Source organism: Mesorhizobium sp. M7A.F.Ca.CA.002.05.1.1 (assembly GCF_003998335.1).
GTDB lineage: Bacteria > Pseudomonadota > Alphaproteobacteria > Rhizobiales > Rhizobiaceae > Mesorhizobium.
The window spans coordinates 1-1,596 of the sequence record NZ_RZQI01001139.1 but is presented as its reverse complement, the minus strand read 5'-3'; the positions used below and the strand labels follow the sequence as shown (position 1 = coordinate 1,596).

The 1,596-nt window shown below is 64.5% G+C and carries 2 protein-coding genes and 1 pseudogene; all 3 read left to right on the top strand.

Going from position 1 to position 1,596, the window contains the following annotated elements; all coding sequences use genetic code 11:
• Positions 1-258, top strand: a pseudogene (locus EN939_RS33405) (zinc ABC transporter ATP-binding protein AztA); the annotation flags it as partial.
• Positions 258-1,133, top strand: coding sequence for a zinc ABC transporter permease AztB (gene aztB, locus EN939_RS33400; protein ID WP_031212890.1), 876 nt, complete (start codon positions 258-260; stop codon positions 1,131-1,133). The pseudogene EN939_RS33405 and the gene aztB, both read left to right, overlap by 1 nt.
• Before the next feature lie 27 nt (positions 1,134-1,160).
• Positions 1,161-1,596: metal ABC transporter solute-binding protein, Zn/Mn family (locus EN939_RS33395; protein WP_164751480.1), on the top strand; the 436-nt coding region annotated here is incomplete at its 3' end.

Here is a 1,596-nt window from a genome sequence, read left to right as displayed (position 1 = left end):
GAGACAGTGGTTGTCGTGCACGATCTGGACCTGGTGCGGCAGAATTTCCCCGAAACGCTGCTTCTCGCCCGCCAGCCGATCGCCTGGGGCGAAACCAGGGAAACGCTGAAACCTGACAACCTGTTGCGCGCCCGCCGCTTCCACGAAGCTTGGGAAGAAAATGCACCCTGGTGCGAGCCGGGCGAGGACGCTCATGGTGACGATCACCATGGCCACGATCACGACCGCCAACATGGCGTCGGACCGAGGGCTGCCTGATGGACATGCTTTACGGCCTTGTCATCGCGCCCTTCGCCGATTTCGGCTTCATGCAGCGGGCTTTGATCGGTTCGCTGATGCTGTCGCTCGGCGCCTGCCCTATCGGCGTCTTCCTGATGCTGCGGCGCATGAGCCTGTCGGGCGACGCCATGGCGCATGCCATCCTGCCCGGCGCGGCCGCCGGCTTCCTGTTCTATGGGCTGGAGATCCTGCCGATGACCATCGGCGGCCTGATCGCCGGCGTCATCGTCGCGCTCGGCGCCGGCGCCGTCTCGCGCTTCACCATACAGCGCGAGGACGCCTCGATGGCGGCGTTCTATCTGATTTCGCTCGCCATCGGCGTGCTGATGGTGTCGATCCGCGGGTCCAGCGTCGATCTCATGCATGTGCTGTTCGGCACCGTGCTGGCGCTCAACGATGAGGCCCTGACGCTGATCGGCGGCATCGTCGCGGTGACGCTGGTCAGCCTCGCCATCTTCTGGCGGGCGCTGGTCGCCGAATGCCTCGACCCGCTGTTCCTGCGCTCGGTCAGCCGGCTCGGCAGTCCGGTGCATTTCATCTTCCTCGGCCTTGTCGTGCTCAACCTTGTCGGCGGCTTCCAGGCACTCGGCACGCTTCTGTCGGTTGGGCTGATGATGCTGCCGGCCGCAGCCGCCCGCTTCTGGACAGTTCGCGTCGAGCCGATGTGCGTGCTGGCGGTGCTGATCGGCTTTGCGTCCTGCGTCGCCGGGCTGCTTCTGTCCTATCACGCGTCGCTGCCATCCGGCCCGGCCATCATCCTGTCGGCCGGCGTCGTCTATTTCGCCTCGATCCTGTTTGGCACGCGCGGCATTCTGCGCGCGCGCATCATCCATCACCGTCACAGAACGGCCTGATCCCCGCCCCTAGAAGGAGACCCGTCTATGCTGAAATCGATCCATGCCGCCCTGGCGATGAGCGTTATAACATTAACCGCTTTTGGCGCATCGTCGGCCTTGGCCGCACCGCTGAAAGTGGTCGCCAGCTTCACCGTCATTGCCGATTTCGCCAAAAATGTCGGCGGCGACCGCATCGACGTCACCACCATTGTCGGGCCGGATGGCGACGCCCATGTCTACGAGCCGAGCCCGGCCGATGCTGTGGCCATGGCCAAGGCCGACATCGTTCTGGTCAACGGCCTGCATTTCGAAGGTTTCCTGCAGCGGCTGGTCGATGCCAGCGCCACCAAGGCGTCTATCATCACCTTGACCAAGGGCGTGACGCCGATCGATTTCAAACCTGAATTCGCCGATGCCGACGCGGCCGAAGGTGCCGGCACCGACGGCGGCAAGACGGTCACCGATCCGCACGCCTTCCAGT